Origin of the sequence: Cupriavidus sp. SIMBA_020, assembly GCF_046535395.1 — a bacterium.
Lineage (GTDB): Bacteria > Pseudomonadota > Gammaproteobacteria > Burkholderiales > Burkholderiaceae > Cupriavidus > Cupriavidus campinensis.
The window spans coordinates 1-14821 of the sequence record NZ_JAWRWU010000004.1 but is presented as its reverse complement, the minus strand read 5'-3'; the positions used below and the strand labels follow the sequence as shown (position 1 = coordinate 14821).

Genomic DNA, 14821 nt, shown 5'->3' with positions numbered 1-14821 from the left:
TCGCGGCGCAAGCGCGGGAGCGTGCTCGCCGCCCAAGCGCACATCAGGCTCAAGCTGATTACCGGCATGGCCCGAGGCGACCTGCTGCGCCTGCGGGTGCCTGACTTCGCGGCGGATGGGATCGAGATCCAGCGGCACAAGACGGCCGGCAGCAGCGGCAAGAAGTCGCTGTACCCGTGGACTGACGATCTGCGCGCCGCGGTGAAGGATGCACTGGCCGCGCGCCCCGTGGACATCTCGCCGCGGCTGTTCTGCAACCGGACGGGCGAATGCTACCTGGACGAGGAAACGGGACGGGCTGGGGGATGGGATTCGTTGTGGCGCGGCTTCATGGAGCGTGTCATGGCCGAGACTGATGTGTCGAGCGCTTCACCAAGCACGACGAAGCGCATCTATCGCCGCAAGGCTGAGCGCGTGTTGCCGCTCAAAGCCAAGGGTTGAATGGCACAAGGCTGGTTGAGTGTCACAGCGGAACTTCGCTGATCACCCGCAAAGCCTTATGGAATAAGGTGGCGGAGAGAGGGGGATTCGAACCCCCGATAGGCTATTAACCTATACACGCTTTCCAGGCGTGCGACTTAAACCACTCATCCATCTCTCCGGGAAGTCGGCGATTATAGCAGAGCCGTTCGGGCTGTCCAGCCCCCTCCGGTGACGCGGACGTAACCCGCCCTAGCCTTTTCGCAGGTAATTGACCAGCCGGTCGATGACCGGGGCGTTTCTGGGCGTGACCAGGCTGACGAGGATGGCCACGGCAAACCCGGCTGGCACGCCGAAGGCGCCGGAGGCGATTGGGTCCACGCCGAACCAGCGGTTGCCGAAAATCCCTGTCATCTTCGTGAAGAACGGGTAGTTGACGAAGATGTAGTACACCGCCACGCCCAGGCCGGTGGCCATGCCCGCCACCGCCCCTGCTGCGGTGGTCCGTCGCCAGAAGATGGCCAGGACCAGTACCGGGAAGAAGCTCGATGCTGCCAGCGAGAAGGCGGCACCCACCAGGAACAGGATGTTGCCGGGCCGCAGCGAGGTCACGTAGGAGGCGAACAGCGCCACCGCCAGCAGCACGATCTTGGCGGTGGTCACGCGGCGCTGGTGGCTCGCCTGGCGGTCGATCATGTGGTAGTAAACGTCGTGCGAGAGCGCGTTGGCAATCGTCAGCAACAACCCGTCCGCCGTGGACAGCGCCGCCGCCAGCGCACCGGCCGCCACCAGGCCCGAGATCACGTACGGCAGCCCGGCGATCTCGGGCGCCGCCAGCACGATCATGTCCGGCTGGATCAGGATTTCCGCCCACTGGACGATGCCGTCGCCATTTACATCCCGGATGCCGAACACCGGCGGGTCCACCTTGCGCCATTGCACCACCCATTGCGGCAACTCCGCGAACGGCGTGCCAACCAGATGCTGGAAGAACTCGGCCTTGACCAGCGCCGCCAGCGTGGGCGCCGACACATAGAGCAGCGCGATGCAGAACACGGCCCAGGCCACCGAATTGCGCGTTTCCCGGACCGACGGCGTGGTGTACAGCCGCGTCAGGATGTGCGGCAGGCTGGCCGTGCCGAGCATCAGGCAGAACACCAGCAGCACGAAGTTGAGCCGCTTGGTCTTCCGCTCCGCCTCGGACGCCGCCGGGTAGGGCTCGGTCGATGGCGTGGCGACATGGCTGCGCGCCAGCGCCTCCTCCCGCATCTGGCTCCACTGCTGCTGGGCGTCGGCCACATCCACGGGAAAGGCCAGCCGCTCCCGCTCCACGCTCTTGATCTCGCGCAGCGGCGCATTGCGCGTGCGCAGCTCCTGGAGCCGCTCATCCAGCACGCGCCGTTCTTCGGCGAATGACTGCGGCAGCCGCGCGATGCGCTCCTGCAACATCACCGCCTGCTGGCGGAACAGCTCCCGCACCTGCCGCTCGGCCGGATCGCGCTCGAGCCGCCGCTCGGCCTGCTCGATCTGACCCAGCAGCGAGCCATAGCTGACCTGCGGCAGCGCGTCGCGATGATGCTTCCACGCAATCATCGACACGGTTAGCAGAAACGCCACAATCAGCATGATGTACTGCGCCACCTGGGTCCACGTGACCGCGCGCATGCCGCCCAGGAACGAGCAGACCAGAATGCCCGCCAGCCCGAAGAACACCCCCACGGCAAACTCCACGCCGATAAAGCGCGTGACGATCAGCCCCACGCCCTGAATCTGCGCCACCAGATAGACGAACGAGCACAGCGAGGCCGCGAGCACCGCAATCGCCCGCACCGGCAGGTTGCCGCCGGGCTTGCCGTTGCCGTAGCGCGCCGCGAGGAAGTCCGGGATCGTGTATCCGCCATATTTACGCAGATACGGCGCCAGCAGGAACGCCACCAGACAATAGCCGCCGGTCCATCCCATCACATAGGCCAGCCCCTCGTAGCCGGAGGCAAACAGGATGCCCGCCAGGCCGATGAACGACGCCGCGCTCATCCAGTCCGCGGCGATGGCCATGCCATTGAACAGCGCCGGCACCCGTCGCCCCGCCACGTAATACTCGTTGAGATCCGAGGTCCGGCAGATCAGGCCGATGCAGGCATAGATCGCAATGGTGACGAACAGGAAGACATAGCCGAGCCACAGCGCGTCGGCGTTGGAATGCTCGAGCAGCCCCATCATGCCGATGAAGCCGAACAGCCCGAGCGTGAACAGGCCGTAATAGAGCAACAGCCGGCGCCGGAAGCGCGACTGGGCATCAGCCATGGGCGAACTCAAGAAAATGCCGGCACGCGGCCGGCATCGGATGGGAGGAAACCCGCACGGGCGGGGGCGCTTATTGCGCTTGCTTCAGCTGATCGAGGATGGCCGGATTCTCGAGCGTGGACGTATCCTGCGTGATTTCCTCGTTCTTGGCCAGCGAACGCAGCAGCCGGCGCATGATCTTGCCCGAACGGGTCTTCGGCAGGTTGTCGCCAAAGCGGATGTCCTTGGGCTTCGCAATCGGTCCAATCTCCTTGCCGACCCAGTTGCGCAGCTCCGTGGCGATCTTCACTGCCTCGTCGCCGGTCGGGCGCGAGCGCTTGAGCACGACGAAGGCGCAGATCGCCTCGCCCGTCATGTCATCCGGGCGGCCGACCACGGCGGCCTCGGCCACCAGCGGGTTCGCCACCAACGCCGATTCGATCTCCATCGTGCCCATGCGGTGGCCCGACACGTTCAGCACGTCGTCGATCCGGCCCATGATCGTAAAGTAGCCAGTTTCCTTGTCGCGGATCGAGCCATCGCCAGCCAGATACAGCTTGCCGCCCAGTTCCTCGGGGAAATAGCTCTTCTTGAAGCGCTCCGGGTCGCCCCAGATCGTGCGGATCATCGATGGCCACGGACGCTTGACGACCAGGATGCCACCACTGCCATTCGGCACGTCCTGCCCGGTTTCATCGACGATGGCCGCCATGATGCCCGGCAGCGGCAGCGTGCACGAGCCCGGCACCAGCGGCGTGGCACCCGGCAGCGGCGTGATCATGTGGCCGCCGGTCTCGGTCTGCCAGAAGGTGTCGACCACCGGGCAACGCTCGCCGCCGATGTGCTTGTAGTACCACATCCACGCTTCCGGGTTGATCGGCTCGCCCACCGTGCCCAGCAGGCGCAGGCTGGAGAGGTCGTACTGCTTCGGGTGGATCTTCTCGTCGGCCTCGGCGGCCTTGATCAGGGAGCGGATCGCCGTCGGCGCCGTGTAGAAGATGCTGACCTTGTGGCGCTGGATCATGTCCCAGAAACGGCCGGCGTTCGGGAAGGTCGGCACGCCCTCGAACACCACCTGCGTGGCGCCGGCCGCCAGCGGGCCGTACGCAATATAGGTGTGGCCGGTGACCCAGCCGATGTCGGCGGTACACCAGAACAGGTCGTCCGGCTTGATGTCGAAGGTCCAGCGCATCGTCATCAGCGCCCACAGCAGGTAGCCGCCCGTGCTGTGCTGCACGCCCTTCGGCTTGCCCGTCGATCCCGACGTGTAGAGCACGAACAACGGGTGCTCCGCATCCACCGGTTCGGCGGCGCAGGCGTCGGGCTGGCCGGCGGAGACGTCTTCCATCCAGCGGTCGCGGCCTTCGGTCCAGGCCACCTTGCCGCCGGTGCGGCGATAGACCACCACGTGCTTGACAGCCTCGCAGCCGCCCAGCGCCAGGGCTTCGTCGGCGATGGCCTTGAGCGGCAGCGCCTTGCCGCCGCGCATCTGTTCGTCGGCGGTGATCAGCGCCACGGCACCCACGTCAACCAGCCGTTCCTGCAGCGATTTGGCCGAAAATCCGCCGAACACCACCGAATGGGTGGCGCCGATGCGCGCGCACGCCTGCATGGCGACCACGCCTTCCACTGACATCGGCATGTAGATGACCACGCGGTCGCCCTTCTTGATGCCGAGCGCCTTGAGACCATTCGCAAAACGGCTGACCTTGGCCAGCAGCTCCTTGTAGCTGACGCGGCTCACGGTGCCGTCGTCCGCCTCGAAGACGATGGCGATCTTGTCGCCAAGTCCTTGCTCGATATTCCGTTCCAGGCAGTTGTACGAGGCATTGAGCTGGCCGTCCTCGAACCACTTGTAGAACGGCGCGCTGCTTTCGTCGAGCACCTTGGTGAACGGCTTGTCCCAATGCAGCAGTTCGCGGGCGTGGCGCGCCCAGAAACCCTCGTAGTCGCGCTCGGCCTCGTCGCACAGGGCCTGGTAGGCCGCCATGCTGGGAATGGCCGCCGTCTTGGCGAACGACTCAGGGGGTTGGAAAACGCGATGCTCCTGCATCACCGATTCGATGGCCGACATGGCTTGTCTCCTGTTTGACTTAGGACTGCTTGCTTTTGGCTGGAAGGTACGCCCGGCGGCTTACTTAAACCTGACGGAACACCATGCGCGATGGCGCAGAGGTGCTGCAATGCAGCAAATCAGATCGGAGGGAGCGGGGGCGCAAACTGGCCACAAGTGCAGCCGGCTCTACTAGGCTAGCACCGGCACGCCACGCAGCGCAAACCTGTCATCCGGACCGTGGGACGCACAAGGTACAATCAGCCCCGCCTTTGATTGTCTGATGACATTTACCTCACGTCTGCGCACCCCATGTCATACACCCCGCTCCGCCCCATCCCCCGCATCATCTTCGCTTCGCGCTGGCTCCAGCTGCCGCTTTACCTCGGCCTGATCGTCGCGCAGGGCGTCTACGTCTATCACTTCCTGGTCGAGGTCTGGCACCTGCTGTCCCATGTCACCACCTTCGACGAGACCAAGATCATGCTGGTGGTACTCGGCCTGATCGACGTGGTGATGATCTCCAACCTGCTGATCATGGTGATCGTGGGTGGCTACGAGACCTTCGTCTCGCGCCTGGGCATCGACAACCACCCCGACGAGCCCGAGTGGCTCGACCACGTCAATGCCGGCGTACTGAAGGTGAAGCTGTCGATGGCGCTGATCGGCATTTCGTCGATCCACCTGCTAAAGACCTTCATCGACGCCGAACAGCGCTCTCACCACACCATCATGTGGCAGGTAATCATCCACGTGGCCTTTCTGGCCTCGGCACTGGCCATGGCCTGGGTGGACCGCATGGTGTCCCAACCCCACGTGCCGCAGCAGTCGCACTGACACTTCCCCGCGCACCTGGTGGCGTATTCGCCACTTCTGGTGCCGCTTTCCTGGTGTCGACGGCTGTATGCATTCCCGCAGCCGGCGCCGCCACGGTGTATCATCCCGGGCTGTGTTTCACCGCTGCCCTCCCCACAAAAATGACCGTCATCAAGCAAGAAGACCTCATCCAGAGCGTCGCCGACTCGCTGCAGTACATCAGCTATTACCACCCGATGGACTACATCACCAGCCTGGGCCGTGCCTATGAGCTGGAGCAGAGTCCGGCCGCCAAGGATGCGATTGCGCAGATCCTGACCAACAGCCGCATGTGCGCCGAGGGCAAGCGTCCGCTCTGCCAGGACACCGGCATCGTCACGATCTTCGTCAAGGTGGGCATGGACGTGCGCTGGGATGGCGCCACGATGGGCCTGTCGGACATGATCAACGAAGGCGTGCGCCGCGGCTACACGCACCCGGACAACGTGCTGCGCGCGTCGATCGTGAGCCCGCCCGAAGGCGCCCGCAAGAACACCAAGGACAACACGCCGGCCGTGATCCACTACGAGGTCGTGCCGGGCAACACCGTGGACATCCAGGTCGCGGCCAAGGGCGGCGGCTCCGAGAACAAGTCGAAGTTCGTGATGCTGAACCCGTCCGATTCCATCGTCGACTGGGTGCTGAAGACCGTGCCGACCATGGGCGCCGGCTGGTGCCCGCCCGGCATGCTGGGCATCGGCATCGGCGGCACGGCCGAGAAGGCCATGCTGATGGCCAAGGAATCGCTGATGGAGTCCATCGACATTCAGGACATCATCGCCCGCGGCCCGAAGGACTGGGTCGAGGAAATGCGCGTGGAACTGTACGAAAAGGTCAACGCGCTCGGCATTGGCGCGCAGGGCCTGGGCGGGCTGGCCACCGTGCTCGACGTCAAGATCATGGCCACCCCCACGCACGCGGCTTCCAAGCCCGTGGCGATGATCCCGAACTGCGCGGCCACGCGCCACGTGCACTTCACGCTGGACGGCAGCGGCCCGGCCAAGCTGGAAGCCCCGGACCTGTCGGCCTGGCCGCAGGTGGAATGGGCGCCGAACACCGAAACTTCGAAGAGTGTGGACCTGAACACGCTGACGCCCGAGGAAGTCGCTTCGTGGAAGCCCGGCCAGACGCTGCTGCTGAACGGCAAGATGCTGACCGGCCGCGACGCCGCGCACAAGCGCATCGCCGACATGCTGGCCAAGGGCGAATCGCTGCCGATCGACTTCACCAACCGCGTGATCTACTACGTCGGCCCGGTCGATCCGGTGCGTGACGAGGTGGTCGGCCCGGCCGGCCCCACCACGGCGACCCGCATGGACAAGTTCACCGAGACCATGCTGGCCCAGACCGGCCTGATCGCGATGATCGGCAAGGCCGAGCGCGGCCCCGTGGCAATCGAATCGATCCAGAAGCACAAGTCGGCCTACCTGATGGCCGTGGGTGGCGCGGCCTACCTGGTGTCGAAGGCGATTCGCGGCGCCAAGGTGCTGGCCTTCGAAGACCTCGGCATGGAAGCGATCTACGAGTTCGACGTCAAGGACATGCCCGTGACGGTGGCCGTGGACAGCTCGGGTACGTCGGTGCACAAGACCGGCCCCGCCGAGTGGCAAGCCAAGATCGGCAAGATTCCGGTCGCTGCGGCATAACCGGCAGGGCTGCAGCCCTGCCGGCGCTCCCCTTCTATATCTATATAGAGGGGGAGCGCCACCCTCCTCCCTTCCGTGAATCCCTCTCCCATCGGCGTTTTCGATTCCGGCCTTGGCGGCCTCTCGGTGCTGCGCGAAATCCGCGCGCTGCTGCCGCATGAGTCGCTGCTCTACCTGGCCGACTCGCGCTACGCGCCGTATGGCGAAAAGCCCGAGCGCTTCGTCGAGGCGCGCACGCTGCAAGTCTGCGAATGGCTGGTGGCACAGGGCTGCAAGGCGCTCGTCATTGCCTGCAATACCGCGACGATGCACGCCGTTCAAACCCTGCGCGAGACGCTGCCACTGCCGATCATCGGCGTGGAACCCGGCCTGAAACCGGCCGCGGCGGCCAGCCGCAGCAAGGTGGTGGGCGTGCTCGCCACGGCCAACACGCTGCGCAGCGCCAAATTCAATCGATTGTTGACATCGCTGGAAGGCGAAAGCCGCTATCTGTGCGCGCCGGGCCTTGACCTCGTCGCCCGCATCGAACAAGGCGATGTGTCCGGCCCCGAGGTACGTGCGCGGCTCGATACCCTGCTGACCCCCATGCTGGACGCCGGCGCCGATACGCTGGTGCTCGGCTGCACGCACTATCCGTTTCTCTCCGACACCATCCGCGCGATGGTCGGCAACCGCCTGTCGCTGGTGGACACCGGCAGCGCCATCGCCCGGCAACTGGCGCGCAAGCTCGCCGAACACAATCTCGCCGCCGCCCCCGATGCGGTGCCGCAAGACCGCTATGCGTCTACGCGCGACGCCGCGCACCTGCGCGCAATGGCCGCGACGCTGCTGAACGTGGATACCCTCGCAGAAACCGTAGTGATCGAGCCGGCCCCGCCGCTCTGATACCAGCGGCGCCTGCCGGCTATTGGAAGAACCCCAGCGGCTTGTGATGCCGCACCTCGGGCTTGATCGCGTGTTCCTGTCGTAATTGCGCCAGAAACTCGTCCGGCGTCAGCGCTTCGCCGAGCACCACCGACTGCCGCTTGACGGTGGCGAAGTCGCCCGGCGTCAGGCAATCCATTGAATCGAGTTCGTGCCGGATCGTCTCGGTCATGCGCGCGGGATCGCCCTCTAGTGCCTCATCCACGAACATCGTCACGCGTTGCTGCGGCTTGAGCGACAGGAAACGGATCTTGAACGAGAACCGGCGCAGCGCCGCCTCGTCGATCCGGTCGAACAGATTGGTCGTGCAGAGGAAAATGCCGTTGAAACGCTCCATGCCCTGGAGCATTTCGTTGACTTCCGACACCTCGTAGTTGCGCACCGCCTGCTGCCGGCTCTGCATGAAACTGTCGGCTTCGTCGAGCAACAGCACCGCACCGTCCTCTTCCGCGCGCGCAAACATTGCGGCGATCTGCTGTTCCGTCTCGCCGACGTACTTGCTCATCAGGTCGGACGCGCGCCGGATCATCAGCGGCAGGTCCAGTTCCGCCGCGATGTGTTCGGCCAGCGCCGTCTTGCCGGTGCCCGGCGGCCCATAGAAACACAGCGTACCGCGCTGGCGCGCGCCGAGCGCCTGGACGATCTTCTCCACTGCATAGCGCGATTCGATATTGAGGTTGTCGAGCCGATAGCGCGTGACCACGGGCCGCGCCTCGGCCTCGGGGCGCAGCCCCATCGCGCGGTCGGCGTGTTCCAGCTGGCGCAGGATCAACGCCTCCACGGGTTCGTCGACGTCACTGCGCGCCAGCTCTACAAAGCGCGCCGCCGATTGCACCTGCGCCGGCGTCAGCGTCTTGCGCGCGGCCAGCGTGGCGATAAAGGCATCGCTGACATCAAGCCCGCCCAGATGCTTGCGGATGATGTTCTCGCGCACCAGAGGTGGCGGAATCTTTAATTCCAGGTGGAACTGGAAGCGCCGCAGGTACGCGGGATCGATCTGGCGGATCGAATTCGAGATCCAGATCACCGGCACCGGATTCTGTTCGAGCGTCTGGTTGACCCACGCCTTGCCGTTGACCGAGCCGCGCGTATCCTCCTGCCCGAACAGGCTCATCAGCTCGCGCGCGCTGCCCGGAAACACGTCTTCCACCTCATCGAACAACAAGGCCGTCCGCGGCCGTCCGCGCAGGAAGGCCTGCGAAACCTGCAGGGAGCGATAGCGGTCCTTGCCCGAAAGCGAATTGCCGTCGCGGTCGAAGCAATCGACCTCGTAGAGTTCGCAGTCCGCCTCGCGGGCCAGCAGCCGCGCGAACTCGGTCTTGCCAGTGCCCGGCGGACCATAGATCAGCACGTTCACGCCAGCGGCGTTCTGGCGCGTGGCGTTGCCGAGCAGCGCGGACAGGTAGCGCGCATCGGTCTCCACATGCGGATAGTCGCTCGTGCCCAGCGTCGGCGGCGCGGCGGGCCGCGTGAACACGGCCATCATCTCCGCCTCGCAGGCGTAGTTGCCGAGCAGCACGTGCAGCAGGCGATCGGACAGGCGCATCAGGTCGCCAAGGTCTGTCACGCTGTTTTCGGGCAGCGGCTGCTCGATCAGGTTCAGCGTTTCGAGCCGCGAGCCGGGACGTAGTGAAACAGCGATATCGGCGGGGCTGGCGCCGGTCAGGCCGGCCAGGATCTGGAACGCCTCCTGGCTGTGCGCGACCTTGCAGTCGACCATGACCGCGCGCAGGTCGCGCTTGTACTTGGCCAGCGCGGCATAAAGGAGCAGCTTGCGTTCATGCTCGGGCAGGTTGAGCACATGGCTGAGCATGTCGATGTTGCGCACCAGCAGCACGCGCTCGCCATTGAGCCGGGAGGCAATCGCGGCGGCCGACGCATCGAACACGGCGAACATGTCCTTGGCGTGGTGCTTCACGTACTCATCGAGATAGTAAAACAGCGCACTTTCGTCGAAGGCGCTGTTCCATTGGCCATGCCGCTCGAGAAACTCCTCAGGGGTCAGCCGCGAAGCGCCCTTCCAGGCAGGCATGTCCGCGCAGCGTGCAGACAGGAAGCGCTGCACGCGCAGCACCACGCCATACGGCCAGACCATTTCCTGGGCGCTGACCGTCAGCACATCGTTGATATTGCTGCGCAGGTTGAAGCGCGGGCCCAGTGCGCAGACCACGCGCAGCGCAAACTGGGCGCACATCCAGTCCAGGGCCGAGGTTCCCGCCACGCCGGGCGCGGCACGCAGGAGCGTCGAGCGGTCGTCTTCAGCAAAACGGGTGAAGTCCATGGCCATTCCCTTCGCTTGGGCTGGCGGCGTCCGGACCGCGGGGGCGCCACCTGCACCAGGCTGCCGATGTTTGTCACGCTGTTATCACGCTGCTTTCTTCCATCCTAGCGCGGTTTACCGCCAATGGGGCATTGCCGACACCCCGCCCACGCGCGGGCGCCCACGCAGCCACCTCGCACAACGGGATATCGTAAATCGACGATTGCATTGCACAATGCGCAACAAATAAGAATCATTATCGTTTATACTGTGCCGCTACGCTGCCCAAGAGTGGCGCTCCCCAGCAACCCCGTTTCACGGTTTTCCCCGGTTCACGTGGCTGTACATCAGGAGCGTTATCATGGAATTGCTATTGAGCCTGCTGGTCGGATGTGGCATCTCGCTAATCCTGTTCTATCGCAAGTGAGCGAGTACAGACGCGCGCCGCCTGCCCATTACGAATACCCTGTCGTATCTCATGTTCGATCAACGTTTCCTCAAGATCACTGTTGCTGTCCTGCTGTTTCACGTCGGGCTGCTTTACCTGATCCAGAGTGGCCTGGGGCGCAAACTGACCGAAGCGGTCATCGCGCCTGAGATCATCGCCCGTATCATCCCGATGGAGCCGCCCCAGCAGCCTCCGGCGCCGGAGCCGCCCAAGCCGCAACCCCAGACGCCCCCGAAGCAGGTGAAGGTGGTGACGCCGCGCCCGACGCCGCCGAAGCCGCAGCCGACCCCGGAGCCCGTGGCCTCGCTGCCGCCCTCGCCGACGGCCATCGAGGCCCCGCCGGCACCCCCTGCCCCGCCGGCGCCTGCAGAGCCGCCCTCGCCGCCCGCACCTGCCAACACCGCGCCGCGCGCCGTCGGCATCGGCGAGATCGCCTGTTCGCCGCCGCAAGTGACCTATCCGTCGCAGTCACGTCGAATGGGGGAAACTGGCAAGGCCGTCGTGCGTCTGACTACCGATGAGTCCGGCCGCGTGGTCAAGACTGCGGTGGTCACGTCGAGCGGTTCGAGCCGACTCGATCAGGCCGCGGTAGATGCCGTGCAGCGCATGCGTTGCAAACCGTATTTGGACAATGGCCGCGCCGTGGCCGTGACCGCCCAGCAGCCGATCAACTTCGAGCTGAACTGATCTCTCGGAATTTTCCGATCTTTCACAAACACTGACACCAGGAACCACCATGCAGGACCTCGGACTCTCCCACCTCTGGTCGCAAGGCGACTTCGTCATGCGAGCGACCGCCATCATTCTGCTCGTCATGTCGCTGTTGTCGTGGATCGTGATCCTCACCAAGGCGTGGGATCTGGTTCGCCTCAAGAAGATGGCGAATGGCGCGGAAAAGCGCTTCTGGCACTCGGATGACTTCGACCATGCGCTGGAAACGCTCGGCGCGAGCGAGGCCAACCCGTTCCGTACGCTGGCCTTGACCGGCAAGGAAGCGGCGCAGCACCACCGCGCCAGCCAGCCGCAACTGCACGACCAGCTCGACATCTCCGACTGGCTGACCCGCTCGCTGAAGAGTTCGATCGACGAGGCCGTGTCGCGCATGCAGTCGGGCCTGGCAGTGCTGGCCTCGGTGGGCTCCACCGCGCCGTTCGTCGGCTTGTTCGGCACGGTGTGGGGCATCTACCACGCGCTGATCGGCATTGGCGCCTCGGGCGTGCCGACCATCGACAAGGTGGCCGGCCCCGTGGGCGAAGCCCTGATCATGACCGCCTTCGGTCTGGCCGTGGCCATCCCGGCGGTGCTCGGCTACAACGCGCTGAGCCGTGGCAACAAGGGCGTCATCAGCAAGCTGAACCGCTTCGCGCACGACCTGCACGCCTACTTCGTGACCGGCGCCCGCGTGCGCCCGAGCTCCTCCGTCCGCCAGGCCGACGACGCCTCGGTGCGGCTGGCCGTCAAGAACTAAGCGCGACACTCGCGCCAGAAGGAACGCATCATGGCATTCGGCACGCTCGACGGTGACGATGACGAGGTGATGAGCGAGATCAACATGACGCCGCTGGTCGACGTCATGCTGGTGTTGCTGATCATCTTCATCATCACGATTCCCGTCATCAACCACGCGGTGAAGATCGATCTGCCGCGCGCGACGAACCAACCGAACGACACCAAGCCGCAGAACATCAACGTCTCGATCGACGCGCAGGGCAAGGTATTCTGGAACCAGCAGGAAGTGGACCCAGCCGCGCTGGATCAGCGCATCGCGGAAGCCGCGCAACAGCAGCCGCAGCCTGAGCTGCATCTGCGCGCGGACCGCGAGGTCCGCTACGAGCGCGTGGCCGAAGTCATGGCCGCCGCGCAGCACGGCGGGCTCGGCAAGATCGGCTTCATCACGGAACCGAAGCACTGATCTCCCCCGCCTCGAACAAGAAGGGCACCCTCACCGGGTGCCCTTTTTGTTCGGGTCACAGCAGGTTTCGATGTTGCGATCCGGTCCATTCGTGACTGCCTTCGCACAGGTGTAACGGTTAGTGAAGATCGCTTGTAATGATAACAATTCTCATTTATGATCTTTTTCATCGTAACGAACCACGCATCGCTTCCCCTACGTGAAGCGCTTCCACGGAGAAGACCATGAGCACAATCAGCCTGCCGATGTCGCAACCGCGTGAAGTCACGCGCCGCCGCCTGTCCCTGCGCCGCGTCGAAGTTGCCTCGCAGGCGCGCCGCGAGCCATCGACGGCATCGTCGGCCATCGAGACCGTAAAGTCGGCAGTGGCCGGTCTGCCCGCCCGCCTGGAAGCGCTGATGCGCACCGATGCACCGGCCGAAGGCACGACCGCGCAAGCCGTCCCGCTGGACGCCATCATGCGCGGCGCCACGACGCTGCCGATCCTGCATAACGGCGACGTCTACACGCTGCGCGTGACGCGCTACGGCAAGCTGATCCTGACCAAATAATCGACAGTCTTTTGTGGGGACCACCCCGTCAAGGGGTGTTGGGCAGTAGCCAGACGATCGGAAACCGCTGACAGGGAAGACTTCCAAACCCCTTGCCTGTCAGGCCGATGCCAGCCATGCCGCCTTTTTATACCGCCCCGCAGGCGTTGCGCCTGCGGGGCTTTTGCATTGGCGGATTCGCAGTGCGATCCGCCGTGCAATCAGACACCGAGCGCGGCGATGCCAGCGCGCGCGATCTGCGCGTCTTCGGTCGACTTCACGCCCGACACGCCAACGGCGCCAACGACCTGGTTGTTCACGACGATAGGCACCCCACCTTCGAGCATGCCCTGCAGGTGCGGCGCAGTCATGAACGAGTAGCGGCCATTGTTGATCATGTCTTCGTAGATCTTCGACTCACGACGACCCATCGCAGCCGTGCGGGCCTTTTCCGTGGCGATGTAGGCCGAGATCGGGGCCACGCCATCCAGGCGCAGCGAGCCGAGCGGATGGCCACCGTCGTCGACGACCACAATCGTGACGGCCCAGTTGTTGGCCTTGGCTTCGACCTCGGCGGCCGCCAGCAACTTCTTCACGTCATCGGCCGTCAGTACGGTTTTTTGCTGCATACCTCTCTCCATTCTGTTCATCAGTGTGAGGCCGCAGTATATCGCGCCGCCCGGGGCAGCAATGGCGATATGCCCGGTACAAGGACTTTTGACTTGACGACTAGCGCACAGCCCTTGCCCAGCGCTCCCCCCCAAAAGAAAAAGCCCGCTGGCTGCGGGCTTCTCCGGATCCGGTTGAGACGAGCCCGGTCAGGCTCCGTCGCTGAAGGAACTGCGGGGGTCGGTCACGCGCGCGCCGTCGGTGTAGACATCGCGCTTATCGTTGGCGCGGGCACCATCCGTGTAGGGATCGCGTTGATCGGTCACGCGCTGGCCACCGCTGTAAACGTCGAACTTGGCCGGTGCGGCAAAGGCCGATACCGACAGCGCGGAAAGCGCGCCGAGGGCGGCGACAGCTGCGATACGTTGCTTGATCTTCATGAGAATCCCCTTATTGGTGTTAGTCGCGGGCGTCGCGCCATCAGGCGGATGCTTGTGGGAGCGGCGTCACGCATGGAGTTTAGGGGGAAACCCTGAGATCGAAGTCCAGTCGCATTGAGCGGATGCATCAAATTCTTTGAGTGATAAAAATCGCCGGGAACTCCCCGGCGCAATCTTCCACCATCGAACGTCAGAAAAATGCCGACAAGCCGTCAAGCGATCCCCACGCAGGAATAGAAAAAGCCCCACGAAAGACTCAGCCCTTTTAGTTTGAGCTTGATACGGTCGTGGTTGTAGTAGCGGATGTAGCGCGCTAGTCCGGTCTTGAGCTCGTCCACGCTGGCAAACTCGTTCAGGTGGAAGTATTCAGCCTTGAGCGTGCCGAAGAAGCTTTCCATGGCGGCATTGTCAAGGCAGTTTCCCTTGCGGGACATACTTTGC

14 protein-coding genes and 1 tRNA gene are annotated in these 14821 nt (G+C 64.4%); 8 read left to right on the top strand and 7 right to left on the bottom strand.

The window, feature by feature from the left end; genetic code table 11:
• The first annotated feature begins 21 nt into the window (after positions 1-21).
• Positions 22-441 (top strand): hypothetical protein, encoded by a 420-nt coding sequence (locus SB751_RS09310; RefSeq protein ID WP_313819281.1) that lies wholly within the window; start codon positions 22-24, stop codon positions 439-441.
• Positions 442-510: 69 nt separating this feature from the next.
• Here SB751_RS09310 and SB751_RS09305 read toward each other — a convergent pair.
• From SB751_RS09305 to acs, 3 genes are all read right to left on the bottom strand, one after another.
• Positions 511-601: transfer RNA gene (locus SB751_RS09305), tRNA-Ser, on the bottom strand.
• A 71-nt stretch (positions 602-672) separates the two neighbouring features.
• Positions 673-2724, bottom strand: a complete 2052-nt coding sequence (locus tag SB751_RS09300) for a VC_2705 family sodium/solute symporter (protein WP_144201894.1) — start codon at positions 2722-2724, stop codon at positions 673-675.
• A 70-nt stretch (positions 2725-2794) separates the two neighbouring features.
• The gene (gene acs, locus SB751_RS09295; protein ID WP_144201896.1) at positions 2795-4777 is read right to left on the bottom strand and encodes an acetate--CoA ligase; all 1983 of its coding nucleotides are present in this window, start codon (positions 4775-4777) and stop codon (positions 2795-2797) included.
• Between the two features lie 291 nt (positions 4778-5068).
• Between acs and SB751_RS09290 the strand changes: the two genes are divergently transcribed.
• The 3 genes from SB751_RS09290 (at position 5069) to murI (ending at position 8142) form a co-directional block, all read left to right on the top strand.
• Positions 5069-5593: a TIGR00645 family protein gene (locus tag SB751_RS09290; protein ID WP_144201898.1), complete on the top strand. Its 525-nt coding sequence runs from the start codon at positions 5069-5071 to the stop codon at positions 5591-5593.
• 140 nt (positions 5594-5733) lie between these two features.
• Positions 5734-7257 (top strand): fumarate hydratase, encoded by a 1524-nt coding sequence (locus SB751_RS09285; RefSeq protein WP_144201900.1) that lies wholly within the window; start codon positions 5734-5736, stop codon positions 7255-7257.
• 75 nt (positions 7258-7332) lie between these two features.
• On the top strand, positions 7333-8142 hold the full coding sequence (gene murI / locus SB751_RS09280; RefSeq protein ID WP_250024672.1) for a glutamate racemase: 810 nt from the start codon (positions 7333-7335) through the stop codon (positions 8140-8142).
• Positions 8143-8161: 19 nt separating this feature from the next.
• On the opposite strand, the gene SB751_RS09275 is transcribed toward murI, so the two are convergent.
• Positions 8162-10462, bottom strand: a complete 2301-nt coding sequence (locus tag SB751_RS09275) for an AAA family ATPase (protein WP_144201904.1) — start codon at positions 10460-10462, stop codon at positions 8162-8164.
• Positions 10463-10919: 457 nt separating this feature from the next.
• On the opposite strand from SB751_RS09275, the gene SB751_RS09270 reads away from it, so the two are divergent.
• The 4 genes from SB751_RS09270 (at position 10920) to SB751_RS09255 (ending at position 13352) form a co-directional block, all read left to right on the top strand.
• Positions 10920-11576: an energy transducer TonB gene (locus SB751_RS09270; protein ID WP_144201906.1), complete on the top strand. Its 657-nt coding sequence runs from the start codon at positions 10920-10922 to the stop codon at positions 11574-11576.
• 49 nt (positions 11577-11625) lie between these two features.
• On the top strand, positions 11626-12357 hold the full coding sequence (locus tag SB751_RS09265) for a MotA/TolQ/ExbB proton channel family protein (RefSeq protein ID WP_144201908.1): 732 nt from the start codon (positions 11626-11628) through the stop codon (positions 12355-12357).
• Between the two features lie 30 nt (positions 12358-12387).
• Complete coding sequence (locus SB751_RS09260) at positions 12388-12801, top strand: ExbD/TolR family protein (protein ID WP_410747977.1); 414 nt, start codon at positions 12388-12390, stop codon at positions 12799-12801.
• Positions 12802-13025: 224 nt separating this feature from the next.
• A complete protein-coding gene (locus SB751_RS09255; RefSeq protein WP_144201912.1) occupies positions 13026-13352 on the top strand; it encodes a hemin uptake protein HemP in 327 nt (108 codons plus the stop codon).
• 200 nt (positions 13353-13552) lie between these two features.
• On the opposite strand, the gene SB751_RS09250 is transcribed toward SB751_RS09255, so the two are convergent.
• From SB751_RS09250 to SB751_RS09240, 3 genes are all read right to left on the bottom strand, one after another.
• Positions 13553-13960, bottom strand: a complete 408-nt coding sequence (locus SB751_RS09250; protein WP_144201914.1) for a heme-binding protein — start codon at positions 13958-13960, stop codon at positions 13553-13555.
• Between the two features lie 189 nt (positions 13961-14149).
• Positions 14150-14380 carry a hypothetical protein gene (locus tag SB751_RS09245; RefSeq protein WP_144201916.1) on the bottom strand — a complete coding sequence of 77 codons (231 nt, stop codon included), beginning with the start codon at positions 14378-14380 and terminating at the stop codon, positions 14150-14152.
• A 212-nt stretch (positions 14381-14592) separates the two neighbouring features.
• Positions 14593-14821 (bottom strand): IS3 family transposase (locus SB751_RS09240; RefSeq protein ID WP_410747976.1); only part of this gene is annotated, 229 nt, incomplete at its 5' end.

Coding starts and splice junctions, on each gene's coding strand:
- SB751_RS09300 (WP_144201894.1), bottom strand. CDS start 2,724: ATGGCTGATGCCCAGTCGCGCTTCCGGCGCCGGCTGTTGCTCTATTAC.
- acs (WP_144201896.1), bottom strand. CDS start 4,777: ATGTCGGCCATCGAATCGGTGATGCAGGAGCATCGCGTTTTCCAACCC.
- SB751_RS09290 (WP_144201898.1), top strand. CDS start 5,069: ATGTCATACACCCCGCTCCGCCCCATCCCCCGCATCATCTTCGCTTCG.
- SB751_RS09285 (WP_144201900.1), top strand. CDS start 5,734: ATGACCGTCATCAAGCAAGAAGACCTCATCCAGAGCGTCGCCGACTCG.
- SB751_RS09275 (WP_144201904.1), bottom strand. CDS start 10,462: ATGGACTTCACCCGTTTTGCTGAAGACGACCGCTCGACGCTCCTGCGT.
- SB751_RS09270 (WP_144201906.1), top strand. CDS start 10,920: ATGTTCGATCAACGTTTCCTCAAGATCACTGTTGCTGTCCTGCTGTTT.
- SB751_RS09265 (WP_144201908.1), top strand. CDS start 11,626: ATGCAGGACCTCGGACTCTCCCACCTCTGGTCGCAAGGCGACTTCGTC.
- SB751_RS09260 (WP_410747977.1), top strand. CDS start 12,388: ATGGCATTCGGCACGCTCGACGGTGACGATGACGAGGTGATGAGCGAG.
- SB751_RS09255 (WP_144201912.1), top strand. CDS start 13,026: ATGAGCACAATCAGCCTGCCGATGTCGCAACCGCGTGAAGTCACGCGC.
- SB751_RS09250 (WP_144201914.1), bottom strand. CDS start 13,960: ATGCAGCAAAAAACCGTACTGACGGCCGATGACGTGAAGAAGTTGCTG.
- SB751_RS09245 (WP_144201916.1), bottom strand. CDS start 14,380: ATGAAGATCAAGCAACGTATCGCAGCTGTCGCCGCCCTCGGCGCGCTT.